Below are 14,900 nucleotides of genomic sequence, written 5' to 3' on the forward strand. Positions count from 1 at the left end.
CACGTAAACCATGCTGCTAACCATGACACCGCCTGACGACTCCGATCTCATGGCCTACGCGGTGCGGATGGTCATTCCCATGAAGCGGGAGTTCGGCCGTTCGTTGAATGTCCATCAATTCCTGCATGACCTGCCGTACGCCACTGAGGTAATTCAGGAAGCGCTCAATAGCAAGGACGAGCGCCTGCGCAGCTATGCAGCCTACGCGCAGACCAAGATTTTCGGACCCCGCAGCGGCAGCGAACCGTTGCTGTCAGCGTCCGCATCGTCGCGCGCCGTAGCGGCCGCCCCCGCTGCAAGTGAAACAGAAATCAGCGAAGACCTGCGGGCCAAGGCCATCGCCCGGTACAAGTCGGGCCTGCGCTGAACAGCCTGGCCGCCCCGGCAAAGCCCTGATACCCCAGGCTTGATCAGCCGGCCCTCACCACACGCACGCCGGCACGTCTGGCGCTGCTGATCCACGCTGCCTGCGTGCCCCTGTGAACCACCACCGCCGACACATCGGCCAACGCCATGATGCGGCAGGCTGAAGCCGCACCAAGTTTTTCGCCCGATGCCAGCAGCACCGTCTCCGAGGCACAGCGGTGCAGCGCCCGCTTGACGGCGGCTTCTTCGGAATCGCCCGTGGTCACGCCCGCCGACGCATGCACGCCGGTCGCCCCCATGAAAAACACATCGGCCCGCAGGCGCGAGAGCTGCTCCATCAACTCGGCCCCCATGGCCACCATGGAGTGCCGGAAAAGCCGCCCGCCAAGCAGCTGAATCACGACGTGGGGACAGCGCGCCAGTTCCATGGCGACCGCCGGGCTGTGGGTAAACACCGTCGCATGGAGGTCTTCGCGCAAGTGCCGCGCCATCTGCAACGCCGTGGTGCCGCCGTCGATGATCACCACCTGCCCGGGCTGGACCATGGCCGCCGCCGCCCGGCCGATGGCCTGCTTGTCCAGCGGCGCAATCTGCTCACGCACCGCCACATTGCCGACGGCCGGCGAAGCGGGCAAAGCCCCGCCATGGACACGCTGGAGCTTGCCCGCCTGGGCCAGCTCGCGAAGGTCGCGCCGGACGGTGTCTTCCGAAATACCCAGTTCCTGGCTGATGGCCTTGGCAACCAGCTGCCCGTCATTGTCAAGGCGCGTCAGCAGCAGGTGTTTGCGTTGGCTGGTCAGCATGGGGTTTCGGCTCCGGTTTTTGTCCAGGATGAAGCTGGATGGACAACTGCACGAAATTTCATAATAATGCACGATATTACACGAAATCAAACAACCCGAATGCGCCCTTCCTTCCTGATTCCACCGCCCACACCACACGTGCGCGTGATCGGCGACGAACGCCTGTCCGACAACTGGTATGTGTTGCGCAAGCTCACCATCGAGTTGCGCCGCCGCGGCGGCACGTGGCAGCAACAGGCACGCGAGGTCTACGACCGCGGCAACGGCGCAGCGATCCTTCTTGTCAACGTCCGGCGGCAGACCGTGGTGCTGACAAGGCAGTTCCGGCTGCCGGCCTGGGTCAACGGTTGTGCCGACGGCATGCTCATCGAAGCCTGCGCCGGACTGCTCGATGGCGACGACCCCGAGACCTGCATCCGCCGCGAAGCAGCCGAAGAAACCGGGTTCCGCATCCAGGCGCCGCACAAGGTGTTCGAGGCCTACATGAGCCCGGGCTCGGTCACTGAAAAGCTGCACTTCTTCGTGGCCTCCTACGAAAGCTCGGACCGAACCGGGGAAGGCGGTGGCATCGTCAATGAAGGCGAAGACATCGAGGTGATCGAGCTGCCGCTGGAAGACGCGCTCGCCATGGTGCGCAGCGGCGCCATCGAAGACGCCAAGACCATCATGCTGCTGCAGCACGCAAAAATCACCGGCCTGGACCGCCTGCTCCCTCTGCGCCCTCCGTTCCCTTCTTCCGGGTCCTGAGCTCATTCTGGAGACGGCCGCTCCGGGGGCTACGCCGGCATTTGTCTGATACGCTCAGCTCAATGGATGTTCCTGTTTCGAAGACCGCGGCGCCCGCCATGTCCCCCGGCATGGTCGTGTTGGTGCTGTCGATGCTGCTGGGCATCCAGCCGGTCACGACCGATCTCTACCTGCCCGCCCTGCCCGCGTTGACCGAAGGTTTCGGCGCGCCGATGTCGCAGGCGCAGCTCACGCTCAGCGCCTTGTTGCTGGCCTTCGGCACCTCCCAGCTGATCTGGGGCCCGCTGTCTGACCGCTTTGGCCGCCGCCCCATCCTGCTCTGGGGCCTGTGCGCCTACACCCTCGCCTCCGTCGGCAGCACGCTCGCATCGTCGATGACGCTGCTGATCACCTGGCGCATCGTGCAGGGCGCCGCCATGGGCGCGGCAGTGATGTGTGCGCGCGCCATTGTGCGCGACCTGTACCAGCCGCTCGAAGGCGCCCGCGCCATGTCCAAGGGCTTGAGTGGCCTGGGCGTGCTGGCCTGCATCAGTGCACCGCTGGGCGGCTTGCTGTCGGAGCTTTTCGGCTGGCGCATGGCCCTGATGGCGCTGGCCGTGTTCGGCGCGGCCACGCTGGCCCTCATCTCACTGCGGTTTGAAGAAACCCTGGCCCAGAAAAACCCGCGTGCGCTGCAGCCGGCCACACTGCTGCGCACCTGGGTTCATATTCTTCGCAACCCCACGTTCCTGGCGTTTTCGGTGTTGACCGCGGCCTCCTACGGCGGCCTCTTCACTTTTCTGGCCACCTCGTCGTTCGTGTTTATCAAGGTGCTGGGCCTGACCAAAACGCATTACGGCCTCATCATGTTTTCGATGTGTTTTTGCTACCTCACCGGCACCTTCATCTGCCGCCGGTTGCTGCCACGCTTTGGCGTGCGGCGCTCGGTGGCTGTGGCTGCGTGCCTCACACTGGCCGGCGGAACCCTGATGGGCGTGCTGGCCTGGGCCGGCATCCAGAATGTCTGGGCCATCATGCTGCCCTACTACCTGTTCATGCTGGGGCATGGCGTGCACCAGCCCTGCGGGCAGAGCGGCGCGGTAGGCCCCTTCCCCCAGGCGGCGGGCGCTGCATCGGCCCTCAACGGTTTTCTGATGATGGTCGTAGCCTTCGGCATGGGCGGCTGGCTGGGAACCCACATGGACGGCACGGTGCGGCCGCTGACCAACGGCGTCTGGTTCTGGAGCGCACTGATCGCCGCCACGGCCTGGACCGTGATCCAGAAATACGGAGAGCCTGCCCATGAGGCCGCAGCCAGGGCCTGACATGCGCGGCATCGCACTGGCCGGGCCGACGGCCTCCGGCAAAACCGCCGCCGCCATGGCGATTGCACAGCGCCACGCGGTGGAAATCATCAGCGTCGATTCCGCCCTGGTCTACCGCGGCATGGACATCGGCACCGCCAAGCCCACACCGGCCGAGTTGGCCGCTGTACCGCACCACCTGATCGACATCCGGGACCCGCTGAACGCCTACAGCGCGGCCGAGTTTGTGGCCGACGCCAACCGGCTGATGGAAGACATCCGCGGGCGCGGCAAACTGCCGCTGCTGGTGGGCGGCACCATGCTGTACTTCAAGGCGTTGTTCGACGGGCTGGACGACATGCCCAGGGCCGACCCTGCCACCCGCACCCTGATAGCCGACGAAGCAGCCGCCAACGGCTGGCCGGCGCTGCATGCCGAACTGGCCCGGGTGGACCCGGTCACGGCCGCCCGGCTCGCACCGAACGACTCGCAGCGCATCTCGCGTGCGCTGGAGGTTTTCCGCGTGTCAGGCCAGCCGCTGTCATTCTTCCACCAGCAAAATGCTACAAAAAACATAGCTGCTGGCGCACAGCCGTCAATGGCTACAGCCCTTATTTCCCTTGAACCGCAAGACCGAAGCTGGCTGCACGAGCGCATTGCCCAACGCTTCGACGCCATGCTGGCCGGCGGGTTGATGGACGAAGTGAAAGCCTTGCGCGCACGCGGCGACCTCACGCCTGACCTGCCTTCCATGCGCTGCGTCGGCTACCGCCAGGCGTGGGAAGCACTGGATGGCAACTACCCGCTGGCCGAGCTGCGCGACAAAGGCATTTTCGCCACGCGCCAGCTGGCCAAGCGCCAGATCACCTGGCTGCGCTCCATGCCGCAGCGCCAGGTCGTGGCCTGCGATGCGGCCGATGCGTTGCAGCAGGTGCTTGCGCTGGTTGAGGCTTCCGTAGGGCGGATAACGTGAGCCTTCAACTCAGAGACCTCGCCAAACGCTACGGCGCAACCGCCGTGTTCAGCCATGTCACGCTGGATGTTGAGCCCGGCGAGTTCGTCGCCATCATCGGCGAATCAGGCGTCGGTAAATCAACGCTGCTCAACTGCATGGCCGGGCTCGATACCTGGGATGAAGGCACGGTGCTGCTGAACGGCCAGGACCTGGGCGCCATGACCGACGACGAGCGTGCGCTGCTGCGGCGGCGCCATGTGGGTTTTGTGTTTCAGGCCTTTCATGTGCTGCCGCACCTGGATGTTGCGCAAAACGTGGCCCTGCCATTGCTGCTGCTCGGCGAGCCGGACGATGCGCGCGTTCAGTCGCTGCTGGATGCAGTCGGCCTGTCGGGGATGGGCGGGCGGCTGCCCCAGCAGCTCAGCGGCGGCCAGCTGCAGCGTGTGGCGATTGCCCGTGCCCTGGTGCACCGGCCCAGCCTGCTGCTGGCCGACGAACCCACCGGCAACCTGGACCCAACAACGGCCGCCAAAGTGATGGATGCGCTGATCGCCCAGACCCGCGAACACGGCGCCTCGCTGGTGCTGGTCACCCATTCGGAAGCCGCCGCTGCACGCGCCGACCGCCGGCTGCACCTGAGTGCCGACGGGATTCAGCCGTAGGCTGCGCTCCTCGTAGTCAGGACTTCAGGCCTGGGCCAGCAACTCTGCGTAGCGCGTCAAATCAACATTTCCGCCGCTGATGATGACGCCCACCTTTTCACCAGGTGCGGCAGGGTTGGCATGCAGCGCGGCGCACGCCCCGGCAAACGCCAGGCAGCCTGTCGGCTCCACCACCATCTTCATGCGTTCGGCAAAAAAGCGCATGGACTCAATCAGCTGCGCATCGCTGACCGTGAGGATGTCGTCCACATCGCGCCGGATGATGGCAAAGGTGTATTCGCCCAGGTACTGGGTTTGCGCCCCGTCGGCAATTGTCTTGGGCGTTTCGATGTGCACGATACGGCCTGCGCGCAGCGACTGCTGGCCGTCGTTGCCGGCTTCAGGCTCGACGCCATAGACCTTGCAGTGAGGTGACAGGGCGCGGGCTGCAAGTGCCGAACCGCTGGTAAGCCCGCCGCCGCCCAGGCATATATAGAGACGGTCCAGCGGGCCGGTTTCTTCGATCAGCTCTTTCGCGGCCGTACCCTGGCCGGCAATCACGTCGGGGTGGTCATAAGGCGGGATCAAGGTCATGCCGCGTTCGGTGGCGAGCCGTTTCGTCAGTGCCTCGCGGTCTTCGGTGAAACGGTCGTACAGCACCACTTCCGCGCCATAGCCCTGCGTGGCGGCCAGCTTGGCAGCGGGTGCATCTTTGGGCATCACGATGACCACGGGCATGCCGAGCAGGCGCGCCGAAAGCGCCATCGCCTGCGCATGGTTGCCCGACGAAAACGCGATGGCACCAGCCCGGCGCTGCGCCGCGTCGAACTTCGACAACGCATTGAAGGCGCCGCGAAACTTGAAAGCGCCCATGCGCTGGAAGTTTTCGCATTTGAAAAAGAAATTCGCGCCCCAGCGGGCATCCGCAGTACTGGACCGCAACACGGGCGTGCGGTGCGCATGGCCTTCAAGCCGCGCGGCAGCGGCGGTGACGTCATCGTAGGTAGGGAGTTGCATGGTGAATACGCTTTCATTCCGGGGTAGAAACTCAGAAAGATCCGGGGAGGCATCCAAAAGAGACCGCAAGCTTAAATGACGAGGCATTTTCTGGGCAGAGCCAGAAAGCCCGATTCTGTACCGATACAGATGGCGGCTTCGCTCGTTTTCCAAGGACTGATTTGGCGGCGGCGCTGAAAGGCACAATGAGCGCATGCGCGCCCTGCTCTTTAGCTTCTCCTGGCGGGAATTGCAACACCACCCCTGGCGCAACGCCGCCGCCGTAGTGGCCGTGATGCTGGGCGTGGCCTTGGCGTTTTCCGTACAGCTCATCAATGCGTCGGCACTCAGTGAGTTCTCACAGGCGGTGCGCGCGGTCAACGGTCAACCCGACCTGGAGCTGCGTGCCGTGCAGGGCAGCTTTGACGAGGCGGTGTACGCGCGCGTGGCCAACCATCCGCAAGTCGCGCTGGCCAGCCCGGTGCTTGAAATCAGCACGTATGCGCTGGACGACACCTCCCCCACCGGCCGGCTGCCGCTGCGCATCATCGGCGTCGACGCGCTGGCGGTGGCCGCCATCGCGCCGTCGCTGATGCCGGTGCCGTCTTCCGACGCGGGACGCTTCGCCCTGTTTGCGCCTGGCAAGGTGTTCTTGAACCCCGCCGCGCAGCAAGCATTGCACTCGCCGGAGTTGCGCCTGCAAAGCGGCCTGGAACTGCGCAGGGTTTCTGTGGCCGGCAGCGTCGGCGCCGGTGGCGGGCCCCTGGCCGTGATGGACATTGCCGCCGCGCAAGAACTCTTCGGCAAGGCCGGACAACTCTCGCGCATCGACCTCAGGCTCAGCGCCGGCGCCGATGCGCGCCGTGTGATCGAGTCGCTGCAGCTGCCGTCCAACATCACCGCCACGGCGCCGGGCGATGCGGCCGAACGCGTCAGCAACCTGTCGCGCGCCTACCGCGTCAACCTGACGGTGCTGGCATTGGTGGCCTTGTTCACAGGCGCCTTCCTGGTGTTTTCGGTGCTCTCGCTGAGTGTGGCCAAACGCGCGCAGCAATTCGCGCTGCTGGGCGTGCTGGGCCTGACCGGCCGTGAACGCCTGCAGCTGGTGCTGGCCGAGTCGCTGCTGCTGGGCGTGGCCGGCAGCGTGCTGGGCATCGCGCTGGGCTCCGGCCTGGCTGCGCTGGCGCTGCGGCTGCTGGGCGGGGACCTGGGGGGCGGCTACTTTTCCGGCGTCGCACCTACCCTGCAATGGAACGGCTGGGCCGCACTCACTTACGGTGCGCTGGGAATTGCTGCCGCCGGGGTGGGAGGATGGTGGCCGGCGCGTGCGGCGCAAAAACTGCCGCCCGCGCAAACCCTCAAGGGCCTCGGCGCTGCGGCAGGCACCGGCGGCGGCCACTGGTTCAGTATCATTTTGATAGCTGCTGGCGCTCTGCTGGCGCTGGTTCCACCGCTATTTGGCATTCCATTGGCAGCGTACGTGTCAGTGGGCTTGCTGCTGGTCGGCGGCATCACCGCCCTGCCCTGGCTGATTTCGCTGATCTACAACCGGCTCAGCCCCCGGGTGGCCCACCGGCTGCTGCCGCTGCTGGCTGTGGAGCGCGCGCGCCGCGTGCGCGAAAGCGCCGCGGTGGCCGTGAGCGGCGTGGTGGCGTCGCTGAGCCTGGCCGTGGCGCTCACGGTGATGGTGACCAGCTTTCGCGAGTCGGTCACGCACTGGCTGGACGTGGTGCTGCCGGCCGACCTGTATGTGCGCACGGCGCTGGGAACCTCCGCCAGCGACACGGCGTACTTCTCTCCGGAGTTTGTCGACGCGCTGGGCCGCCTGCCCGGCGTGGCGCGGGTGGGCAGCCTGCGCACCACGCAGCTGCTGCTGGATACCGCCAGGCCCAGCGTCACCCTGATCGCCCGCCCGCTGGACAACCCGGCCACCGCACTGCCGCTGGTGGGCCAGGCGCTGCCGGTGCCGCCCGGGCACATTGGCATCTATGTGAGCGAGCCGATGGTGGACCTGTACGGGGCACGCCCAGGCACCGTCTTTCGCCCACTTTCACAAGCTTTTATGGCTCTGACCCAATCAGGGTCTGCGCGAGCAGCTCCTGATTTGATAGCAAGCAAGGTGGGATCCGGGATGCCCGTGTTTTATGTGGCGGGCGTCTGGCGCGACTACGCACGCCAGTTCGGCGCCATCGCCATCGCCCACACGGACTTCGAACGCCTGACCGGCGACCAGCGCACCAACGACCTCGCGCTGTGGCTGACGGAGGGCGCCAGCGACAGCCAGGTGCAGCAGGCCGTGCGCGGCCTGGCCGAGCAGCAGTCCGGCGCCGGCGCGCTGCTGGAGCTGGCCTCCGTCAGCCAGCTGCGCGCCACATCGCTCCGGATTTTTGACCGCAGTTTTGCCGTCACCTACTGGCTGCAGGGCGTGGCGATCGCCATCGGCCTTTTCGGCGTGGCCGCCAGCTTCAGCGCCCAGGTGCTGGCACGCCGCAAGGAGTTTGGCCTGCTGGCGCACCTCGGGCTGACACGCCGGCAAATCCTGGCCGTGGTGGCCGGTGAAGGCGCGGCCTGGACGGTGATAGGCGCGCTGGCGGGGCTGGCCCTGGGACTCGCGGTGTCGACCGTGCTGGTGTACGTGGTGAACCCGCAAAGCTTTCACTGGACCATGGACCTTATGGTGCCCTGGTTGCGCCTGGCCCTGCTGTGCGCCGCGGTGGTGGTGGCCGGCACCGTGACGGCCTGGCTGGCGGGCCGCGCGGCCGCAGGCCGGGACGCCGTGCTGGCGGTGAAAGAAGACTGGTAGGCCTTGTCCCTTTGCGGCATTTGCCGCGAAAGGATGCGCCACGGGCAAGGAGCAGCCCCCGTGCACCGTCCTACAGGCGTGGAGGCCGGTTTCCGACGCCATCCGGCCGCTCCCGGCATCACACTGTGGCTCATGCGGTGGCCGTCAAGTGCGCAGGTGTTTTGCCAGCCCTTGTCTCCCACGCCCTTTTTTTCTCTTTCAAATGCCTGCGGAGAACGCGATGACCACCAACACCAGCCCCCTGACCGGCGCCAACGCGAACCCGACAGGCAAGTTCGCACGGCATGCCTCCTCCCCGCCGCCCCACGGCTTGCAGCTCACCCGCAATGACGACGGCAGCGTGACCCTGGCACTCAACCAGCCCCTGAGGCTGCAGGCGGAAGAGCTCGAAGAACTCGTCGCCAGCCTTGCCGGCTTGCGCGCCGACATGGACCCGCCCTACCCGCTGGACTGCCCGCCATTGAGTGCGCTGGAGCCCAGCTACAGCCCGCGGCACTGGGTTGCCTGCGATCCGCTGACCGGAAAGATCCTGCTGTTCCTGCGCCACCACCTGTTCGGCTGGCTGGGCATTGTGCAAACGCCGGAGACCGCGCTCGACATGCTGAAGTCGGTGGCCGTCGAGATGAAAAACCTGGAGCTCTCCGAGCGCGATCCGCGGCGCGAACTGCACTGAGAATTGCTGCCTGCCACGCAATGGCCGCTTCGCCGCGCGAGCCTCGTCTCATCGTGTGTATCGTGCCGTACATCTTGATACGAGGCGCTCCGCGGGTTGGCCAATGAATACAGGGCCTCCACGCTGACTGTTGCAGCTTCTGCTGCCTTCTCATCTTTAGCTTTCTCCAATGCACGCGGCCACGCCGAAAGGCGTTTTCGTTTGCTTACTCATGGTCACGTTTCTGACGCGCGATTGTCATCACGGCGCCCTGATGAACTCCTACCATGGAGGCATTCACCAGAGAGGTTGCATCATGAGACCTGCTAAAGCACCGCCGCACGACTACCGCATTGAAAATGTCGATCCGGCAGAGGGCAGCCTGCTGCCGTCGAGCTCGAATCACCTTTTCGCAGACTACTCGCTGGCCGTGGCTGTCGCCGTGAAAAGCGTGGCCGACCCCACTCGGCAGGAAGTGCGTGTCGTGCACGTCCCCAGCGGGGAAGTCGTCTTCCGGACTTCAGCGTTTTGACGTCGATGTCCGACGCATCAGGCCAGCCTGATGCTGTTTGCAAAGTGGTCATACACCACGGAAATTCTCCGCAGGTGGCGCGACTCCGCGTGCGCCAGCAGCCACAGGTCTGACTCGCAGTCGGCCAGGGTGTCCGTCAGTGGCACCAGCCCGGGTTCCCCCGCCAGCATGAAGCGCGGCACAATGCCCACCCCCAATCCCGCCTTGATCGCATCCATCACCGCCACAATGCCGTCCGCATAATGCCGCGGCGTGACCTTGGGCAACTGCTTGCGCCGCCACAGCACCGAGGGGTGCTCCGGAAGCGATTCGTCGGGCGCTATCCAGTCCAGTTTCGCCAGCGCATCAAGCAAGGGGATTTTTTTGGACGACACCGCCTTCGCCTGCGCTTTGGATCCGCACAGCACAAAGCGCACGGTGCCAAGCTTGCGGCCCACCAGGTGGTCGGGCGGCTTGCGCGTTGCACGCAGCGCCAGGTCCGCATCGCGCCGGCTCAGGCTGACCAGTTCATTGCCGGTGCGCATGTCGAGCTGCAGCAGCGGATGCTGTGCCAGCAGCGGCTTGAGCGAAGGCAGCACCAGCCCGCGCAATACCGCGTCTGTCGTGGTCAGCCGCACAAGGCCTGAAACGCCTTCATGCGGCCGCTGCATGCTGGCGCGCACCGCTTCAAGCTCGGCCTCCACGCGCTCCGCATGCGGCACCAGGCCCAGCATGGGCTCTGTCGGCAGGTAGCCCAGGCGCGATCTTTCGAACAGCCGCTGGCCCAGGTTTTTTTCGATGCGCTGCACCGAGCGGAACACTGTGGACGCATCTGCGCCCAGCCGCCGCGCGGCTTCGGCCAGCGTCATGCCGCGCACCATGGCCAGCAAAATTTCCAGGTCGGAGGCCGTCAGCGCGTATTGCATTTTTGCAATAGATGTTTTCATGACTGCCAATTTACATTGTATTTTTGCAATCGTAAAGTGGCGGCTCCTTCAACGCTACGCCCTTTGCCGGGCTTTACATCATGACCATCGAAACCCCTGAAAACTTCAGCGCCAGCCACGGCGCCACCCTGCTGCGCCTGGCCCTTGGCACCATGTGGGTCACCCACGCGCTGCTCAAAATCTTCGTCTTCACCCTGCCCGGCACGGCGCAGTTCTTTGAATCGGTCGGCCTGCCCGGCTTCATGGCCTACGTTGTCGTGGCAGTGGAGCTGGCCGGAGGCGCGGCGCTGCTGCTGGGCTTTTATGGGCGCCAGGCATCGCTGCTGCTCGCGCCGGTGCTGCTGGTGGTCGTCTGGGTGCACTGGCCCAACGGCTGGGTGTTTACCAGTCCCAAAGGCGGCTGGGAATACCCCCTGTTCCTGTTGGTAGCCTCGCTCGCCCAATGGCTGCTGGGTGATGGTGCCTGGGCTGCACGCCGCAGCCGCCTGCTGGTGCCGCGCTGACCTTTGCAGAAAGAGAACAACCATGAAGCTCACCCTCATCAGCCACACCCTGTGTCCCTACGTGCAGCGCGCAGCCATCGTGCTCGCCGAAAAAGGCGTCGCCTTTGAGCGCATCAACGTCGACCTCGCCAACAAGCCCGACTGGTTCAAGGCGATCTCGCCGCTGGGCAAGACGCCGGTGCTGCAAGTCGACGACGACGCGATTTTTGAATCCGCCGTGATCTGCGAATACCTGGACGACACCCTGCTGCCGCGCCTGCATCCGGCTGATGCCCTGAAGCGGGCACAGCACCGCGCCTGGATGGAGTTCGGCTCCGCCCTGCTCAATGCCATCGGCGCGTTCTATAACGCGGCTGATACGGTGGCGCTGGCGCGGCATCGTGAAGACATCCGGCGCCGGTTTGCCCAGCTCGAGGCCGTGCTGCCGGATCAGGGACCTTATTTCGCCGGTGTATCTTTCTGCATGGTCGATGCCGTGTTCGGGCCCGTGTTCCGTTATTTCGATGTGCTGGACGACGTGGGTGAGACAGGGTTCTTTGAACAATTGCCAAAGGTGCAGGCCTGGCGCGCCGCTCTCGCTGCGCGTCCCTCAGTCCAGCAAGCGGTGGGCAGCGGCTATGCCGGGGAACTGCACCGCTTCTTCCTGGCCCGTGGCTCCGAACTCTCTCGCCGCACCAGTGGGAGAAAAGGTAGCCTGATGCTATAAAGCGGGTGGCTGCTTTCGGCCATAAGCGGACACTCACCTGCCATGCACGATGTTCAATAAGGGAAAAAATCGCTCCAAGCTAAGTTGGAATTGCCGATGGTGCCGAGAGGCATCGCCGTCCCCCAATAAGTACTGCGTCGCTTGTGGGCAGCCTAGCTCGGCGCTTTGGGCTGATCGACTGCTATTCGGCATGGCATTTACTGCTTTTCTGATCCTTGGTGTTTGCGCCCTCGGACGCATTGGAGGTTGGCCAATACGAGCTGCGGGCATTGCTCTAAGCGGGGCATGTGGGGTCATGCTCATACGCCATTGGAGCAAACGATTGCCCTTGCGATACAGCGGGTCTAGATTGTTTTATGAAGATCGTCCCCTCGCGTATCACTTCTGTGCTTGGGCAATAATTATTTTCACATTGGGCATCTGCATTGGTGCAGTTCTCAGCGCCATATTTAACTTGCAACCGTAATGTCCGCTTTGGGCCTGGAGTGGGTGCTCACGGTTTCCGAAATGAACGCTGCAAAACTGCTATCGCGACCTGCAGTCAGTCGATGGGTGGCGTGCCAGTGAAAACCGCCAATTGCGCATCAAAAGCACGCTGGTAAGCGGGCCGCGCTTCACCACGAGCCACATAGGCTGAGAGGTTCGGATATTTCTCCAGCAGCCCCGATACGGCCGCCCTGCGCAGCACCGTCACCATCAGCAGGTCTCCGGCGCTGAACGCACCGTCAAGCCAGTCGGCATTGCCAAGCCGGCTGGAAAGGTCGCCCAGCCGCGCATGGACGCTGTCCTCGAGCGCGGTCAGGCGCTCCGCATACCAGGGCTTGTCCCGCTCGAAGAGCACGGCCATTGAGCGGTCAATGATGGGCGGCTCTACCGTGTTGAGCGCGGCAAACATCCATGCGATGGCGCGTGCGCGGGCATTCGCATCGTCTGGCAGCAGGCCTTGATGGCGCTCTGCAATATGGAACACGATGGCCCCTGACTCGAACAGCGCAAGATCGCCTTCTTCATAGGTCGGAATCTGCCCAAAAGGATGAAGCGCGCGATGTGCGGGTTCCTTCATCGCCGCGAACGAAACAAGGCGAACCTCGTAAGGCTGGCTCACTTCTTCAAGCGCCCAGCGAACGCGCATGTCACGCGCCAGCCCACGGCCGCGATCGGGCGAACGCTCAAAGGCCGTGATGGTGGGGGTCGTCGGAAGGGTCATGGTGGTTTCTCCTTTTGCTGAGAAGTCTGGTTAAGTGAAGTGCCTTATGGATGCCGGACATGCGATTGACCGGCCATCTACTTCACGACGTTCGGGATAGGCCTCAATCGACATCCCGGCGCAACTTTTTTTGCAAATTTCGAAAAAAATGGGCTCAGGCCTGCCGAAAACTCGCCAGTGTCTTGAGCAGGTTACGGGTGGCACCGTCGAGCGCATCCAGCGGCCTGTGGACCATGGCCGTGTGGCGCGTCAGCGCGGGCTTGAGCGGCACCAGTTGCACGTCATGCCGCACGTTGGATTCCTCCAGCGACTGCTCCCTGGGCAGCACCGCGGCGCCGTAACCGGCGGCCACCAGGCTCTTGATGGCTTCGGAATAATTGAGCTCGATGCGTGCGCGCGGCGTGAAACCCGCGTCGGCAAACCAGGCCATGGTCATGCGGTACATGTGAGTCGGCGTTTCGTTGAAGATCAGCGGGCGGGTGGCCAGCCATGCGGGCGTGGCATGTTTGGGCGCCTTCCAGCGCTTGGGTACAAACGCCATCATCGGGTCGCTGCGCCAGTGGGTGATCACCATGCCGCGCTGCGCGGGCGGCGGTGTGGCGACCAGGCCGACATCGAGCGTGCCGTCCAGCAAGCGCTGCAGCGTGTCGGCGGAGCCAAGAATACTGACCTCGACATCGATGTCGGGGTGGGCTTGTTCCATGGCCTTGAGCACCTGCGGCAAAAAGTACACCAGCACGCCCGTGGTGGTGCCCAGGCGCACGCGGCCGGTGCGGCCCTCGACGTGGCGTTTCACCGCATCGACCGCATCGTCGGCGTCGCGCAGCAGGCGGCGGGCCCGCTCAACCAGCACCGCGCCTGCCGGTGTGGGCTCAACGCGCCGACCGCCGCGCACCACCAGCGGCGTGCCCAGGCGGCTTTCAAGCTCGCTCACGTGCAGGCTGACGGTGGGCTGCGCCAGGTGCAGGCCTTGCGCCGCGGCAGAGAAGGTGCCCAGATCGGTGATGGCGACCAGCGTTCTTAATTGGTCCAGGTTCAGTTCGCGCATGGAAGTGTCTCTATCAGTAATTCTGATAATTTCGATCAGGAAATTCAACTTCCACAATAGCATGATTTTCAGCACCATAGGGCACTTCCTACCAGGAGTGCGCGAAATGCTGACGAAGACGATGAGAATTTTTCCGGGAGCCCTGCCCGGCTTTCCAGCCAGAGAGCTAGGCCAAAAGCTTCTGGCCGCCCTGCGCAAAAACGCACAGAGGCGACGGAACCTGAATGAGCTGCGCCTGATGAGCGACCACCAACTCAATGACCTCGGCATAGGCCGTGGTGAAATCCCCGGCCTGATGAATGACCTTGGGTCCCGCCACTTGGAATGGCGCTGAAGCCCTTGCACCTGCCGGCAAGCCGGTAGAAGACGTTTTACGCCGGCAGGTCTTGCTGCGAGAATCAGGCAATGACTTCCCCACAGACCTCCAGCAGTTCCTCGCTCAGCGCCGCCATCGCCCGCATTGAGGCCGACTACCTGCGCAGCGCCGACACGCACCTGATCCCGTTGCCGCTGCCGGAGTTCGCCGCGCGCGGCATCGACTTCTACCTCAAGGATGAATCGACCCACCCCACCGACAGCCTAAAGCACCGGCTGGCGCGCGGCGAACAGGGCTCTATCCTGTCGCTGCTGTGCGACTCCGGCGAGCGTTACCTGCCCACGTACTACAACGCCAACTGGGTCGCTGAAAAAATGGGCGACTGCACGGCAGCGAACGAGCAGATCAACCGGTTG

Annotated in this window: 16 protein-coding genes and 1 pseudogene; 12 read left to right on the top strand and 5 right to left on the bottom strand. The window is 64.4% G+C overall.

Annotated elements, in window-relative coordinates; translation table 11 throughout:
* Positions 1-10: 10 nt before the first annotated feature.
* Positions 11-367 (top strand): hypothetical protein, encoded by a 357-nt coding sequence (locus AC1DYR_RS06160; protein ID WP_477704311.1) that lies wholly within the window; start codon positions 11-13, stop codon positions 365-367.
* 43 nt (positions 368-410) lie between these two features.
* Here the strand turns inward: AC1DYR_RS06160 and AC1DYR_RS06165 are convergent, their stop codons facing one another.
* Positions 411-1,169, bottom strand: coding sequence for a DeoR/GlpR family DNA-binding transcription regulator (locus AC1DYR_RS06165; RefSeq protein ID WP_477704312.1), 759 nt, complete (start codon positions 1,167-1,169; stop codon positions 411-413).
* A 99-nt stretch (positions 1,170-1,268) separates the two neighbouring features.
* Between AC1DYR_RS06165 and nudK the strand changes: the two genes are divergently transcribed.
* The 4 genes from nudK (at position 1,269) to AC1DYR_RS06185 (ending at position 4,816) form a co-directional block, all read left to right on the top strand.
* Positions 1,269-1,916 (top strand): GDP-mannose pyrophosphatase NudK, encoded by a 648-nt coding sequence (gene nudK, locus AC1DYR_RS06170; protein WP_477704313.1) that lies wholly within the window; start codon positions 1,269-1,271, stop codon positions 1,914-1,916.
* A gap of 62 nt (positions 1,917-1,978) precedes the next feature.
* On the top strand, positions 1,979-3,220 hold the full coding sequence (locus tag AC1DYR_RS06175; RefSeq protein WP_477704314.1) for a multidrug effflux MFS transporter: 1,242 nt from the start codon (positions 1,979-1,981) through the stop codon (positions 3,218-3,220).
* 1 nt (position 3,221) lies between these two features.
* The gene (miaA, locus tag AC1DYR_RS06180) at positions 3,222-4,172 is read left to right on the top strand and encodes a tRNA (adenosine(37)-N6)-dimethylallyltransferase MiaA (protein ID WP_477704315.1); all 951 of its coding nucleotides are present in this window, start codon (positions 3,222-3,224) and stop codon (positions 4,170-4,172) included.
* Positions 4,169-4,816 (top strand): ABC transporter ATP-binding protein, encoded by a 648-nt coding sequence (locus tag AC1DYR_RS06185; protein WP_477704316.1) that lies wholly within the window; start codon positions 4,169-4,171, stop codon positions 4,814-4,816. Before miaA ends, AC1DYR_RS06185 begins: the two co-directional genes overlap by 4 nt.
* A gap of 24 nt (positions 4,817-4,840) precedes the next feature.
* Here AC1DYR_RS06185 and AC1DYR_RS06190 read toward each other — a convergent pair whose 3' ends face one another.
* Positions 4,841-5,812: a threo-3-hydroxy-L-aspartate ammonia-lyase gene (locus AC1DYR_RS06190; protein WP_477704317.1), complete on the bottom strand. Its 972-nt coding sequence runs from the start codon at positions 5,810-5,812 to the stop codon at positions 4,841-4,843.
* Positions 5,813-6,005: 193 nt separating this feature from the next.
* Between AC1DYR_RS06190 and AC1DYR_RS06195 the strand changes: the two genes are divergently transcribed.
* The 3 genes from AC1DYR_RS06195 to AC1DYR_RS06205 all read left to right on the top strand — a co-directional run bounded on the left by AC1DYR_RS06195 (position 6,006) and on the right by AC1DYR_RS06205 (position 9,778).
* A complete protein-coding gene (locus AC1DYR_RS06195; protein ID WP_477704318.1) occupies positions 6,006-8,594 on the top strand; it encodes an ABC transporter permease in 2,589 nt (862 codons plus the stop codon).
* Positions 8,595-8,814: 220 nt separating this feature from the next.
* Complete coding sequence (locus AC1DYR_RS06200; RefSeq protein WP_477704319.1) at positions 8,815-9,267, top strand: hypothetical protein; 453 nt, start codon at positions 8,815-8,817, stop codon at positions 9,265-9,267.
* Between the two features lie 295 nt (positions 9,268-9,562).
* A complete protein-coding gene (locus AC1DYR_RS06205) occupies positions 9,563-9,778 on the top strand; it encodes a hypothetical protein (RefSeq protein WP_477671159.1) in 216 nt (71 codons plus the stop codon).
* Positions 9,779-9,795: 17 nt separating this feature from the next.
* Here the strand turns inward: AC1DYR_RS06205 and AC1DYR_RS06210 are convergent, their stop codons facing one another.
* A complete protein-coding gene (locus AC1DYR_RS06210; protein ID WP_477704320.1) occupies positions 9,796-10,704 on the bottom strand; it encodes a LysR family transcriptional regulator in 909 nt (302 codons plus the stop codon).
* Between the two features lie 80 nt (positions 10,705-10,784).
* On the opposite strand from AC1DYR_RS06210, the gene AC1DYR_RS06215 reads away from it, so the two are divergent.
* Together AC1DYR_RS06215 and AC1DYR_RS06220 are read left to right on the top strand one after the other, a co-directional pair.
* On the top strand, positions 10,785-11,207 hold the full coding sequence (locus AC1DYR_RS06215; RefSeq protein ID WP_477704321.1) for a DoxX family protein: 423 nt from the start codon (positions 10,785-10,787) through the stop codon (positions 11,205-11,207).
* A 22-nt stretch (positions 11,208-11,229) separates the two neighbouring features.
* Complete coding sequence (locus AC1DYR_RS06220; protein ID WP_477704322.1) at positions 11,230-11,913, top strand: glutathione S-transferase family protein; 684 nt, start codon at positions 11,230-11,232, stop codon at positions 11,911-11,913.
* Between the two features lie 541 nt (positions 11,914-12,454).
* Here the strand turns inward: AC1DYR_RS06220 and AC1DYR_RS06225 are convergent.
* Both AC1DYR_RS06225 and AC1DYR_RS06230 read right to left on the bottom strand, forming a co-directional pair.
* Positions 12,455-13,120: a glutathione S-transferase family protein gene (locus AC1DYR_RS06225; protein WP_477704323.1), complete on the bottom strand. Its 666-nt coding sequence runs from the start codon at positions 13,118-13,120 to the stop codon at positions 12,455-12,457.
* 154 nt (positions 13,121-13,274) lie between these two features.
* Positions 13,275-14,168: a LysR family transcriptional regulator gene (locus AC1DYR_RS06230; RefSeq protein WP_477704324.1), complete on the bottom strand. Its 894-nt coding sequence runs from the start codon at positions 14,166-14,168 to the stop codon at positions 13,275-13,277.
* Positions 14,169-14,274: 106 nt separating this feature from the next.
* Here AC1DYR_RS06230 and AC1DYR_RS06235 point away from each other — a divergent pair, with 106 nt between their 5' ends.
* Entirely contained in the window at positions 14,275-14,502 is a 228-nt protein-coding gene (locus AC1DYR_RS06235) for a DUF1127 domain-containing protein (protein WP_477704325.1), read from the top strand.
* A 71-nt stretch (positions 14,503-14,573) separates the two neighbouring features.
* Positions 14,574-14,768 (top strand): annotated as a pseudogene (locus tag AC1DYR_RS06240) (PLP-dependent cysteine synthase family protein); the annotation flags it as partial.
* Positions 14,769-14,900: the final 132 nt, after the last annotated feature.

The organism is Polaromonas sp. P1_F9 (assembly GCF_056405615.1).

Bases quoted from the DNA above. Each gene is read 5' to 3' on its own strand.
- AC1DYR_RS06160 (WP_477704311.1), top strand. From the start codon at position 11: ATGCTGCTAACCATGACACCGCCTGACGACTCCGATCTCATGGCCTAC.
- AC1DYR_RS06165 (WP_477704312.1), bottom strand. From the start codon at position 1,169: ATGCTGACCAGCCAACGCAAACACCTGCTGCTGACGCGCCTTGACAAT.
- nudK (WP_477704313.1), top strand. From the start codon at position 1,269: ATGCGCCCTTCCTTCCTGATTCCACCGCCCACACCACACGTGCGCGTG.
- AC1DYR_RS06175 (WP_477704314.1), top strand. From the start codon at position 1,979: ATGGATGTTCCTGTTTCGAAGACCGCGGCGCCCGCCATGTCCCCCGGC.
- miaA (WP_477704315.1), top strand. From the start codon at position 3,222: ATGCGCGGCATCGCACTGGCCGGGCCGACGGCCTCCGGCAAAACCGCC.
- AC1DYR_RS06190 (WP_477704317.1), bottom strand. From the start codon at position 5,812: ATGCAACTCCCTACCTACGATGACGTCACCGCCGCTGCCGCGCGGCTT.
- AC1DYR_RS06195 (WP_477704318.1), top strand. From the start codon at position 6,006: ATGCGCGCCCTGCTCTTTAGCTTCTCCTGGCGGGAATTGCAACACCAC.
- AC1DYR_RS06200 (WP_477704319.1), top strand. From the start codon at position 8,815: ATGACCACCAACACCAGCCCCCTGACCGGCGCCAACGCGAACCCGACA.
- AC1DYR_RS06205 (WP_477671159.1), top strand. From the start codon at position 9,563: ATGAGACCTGCTAAAGCACCGCCGCACGACTACCGCATTGAAAATGTC.
- AC1DYR_RS06210 (WP_477704320.1), bottom strand. From the start codon at position 10,704: ATGAAAACATCTATTGCAAAAATGCAATACGCGCTGACGGCCTCCGAC.
- AC1DYR_RS06215 (WP_477704321.1), top strand. From the start codon at position 10,785: ATGACCATCGAAACCCCTGAAAACTTCAGCGCCAGCCACGGCGCCACC.
- AC1DYR_RS06220 (WP_477704322.1), top strand. From the start codon at position 11,230: ATGAAGCTCACCCTCATCAGCCACACCCTGTGTCCCTACGTGCAGCGC.
- AC1DYR_RS06225 (WP_477704323.1), bottom strand. From the start codon at position 13,120: ATGACCCTTCCGACGACCCCCACCATCACGGCCTTTGAGCGTTCGCCC.
- AC1DYR_RS06230 (WP_477704324.1), bottom strand. From the start codon at position 14,168: ATGCGCGAACTGAACCTGGACCAATTAAGAACGCTGGTCGCCATCACC.
- AC1DYR_RS06235 (WP_477704325.1), top strand. From the start codon at position 14,275: ATGCTGACGAAGACGATGAGAATTTTTCCGGGAGCCCTGCCCGGCTTT.